This is a genomic window from Lacrimispora amygdalina (assembly GCF_003432035.1).
Lineage (GTDB): Bacteria > Bacillota > Clostridia > Lachnospirales > Lachnospiraceae > Lacrimispora > Lacrimispora amygdalina.
In genome coordinates, this window is sequence record NZ_QOHO01000170.1 from 1 (window position 1) to 577 (window position 577).

General features: G+C 69.0%; 1 protein-coding gene. It reads right to left on the reverse strand.

All coding sequences use genetic code 11. The features are described 5' to 3' along the window. The coding region (locus DS742_RS28515; protein ID WP_205692835.1) for a hypothetical protein at positions 1-577 on the reverse strand (577 nt) is incomplete at both ends.

A 577-nucleotide genomic window follows, 5' to 3' on the forward strand; every position in this document is an offset into this window, starting at 1 on the left:
GCCTCGTCGAGGATCAGCGGCGACTGGGCGCTGACTTCGGCGCCGTCCCAGACCGTGCGGCCGGGCGTGCGCATGGCCAGCGCGCGGGTCGCGTTGGTCATGCCCGCGTCGGTGAAGCGCAGGTTGCTCACGTTGTCGTAGGCCAGCCGCGTGTAGACGTCGGGCAGCCCGGCCAGCAGCGCGCCGCTGGTCTTGTTGAGGAAACCGGAGAAGCCCAGGCCGTGGCCGATCTCGTGCATCACCACGTTGAGGAAGTTGATCGCGCCCGGCGGGGTGTTGCCGTCCAGTCCGTAGTACCAGGAGAAGGACTCCAGGCAGCCGGGCTGGCCGAGGTTGCCGTTGAACTGCGAGGCGATGTCGCCCGGGTCCTGCGGATCGGGCACCAGGTCCTCGCCGGCGATCGCGTCGCCCAGCGCGGAGGGATACAGCACGTTCGGATCGACGCCGGGGAAGTTGTAGACGATCCAGTTCGGCCCGGCCGAGCCGAGCACGCCACTGGTCGCTGCGCACGACAGCGGCGCGAACGAGGCGTAGACCTTGATGTCGACATCGCTCTGCAGCACCGAGCCCACGAGAC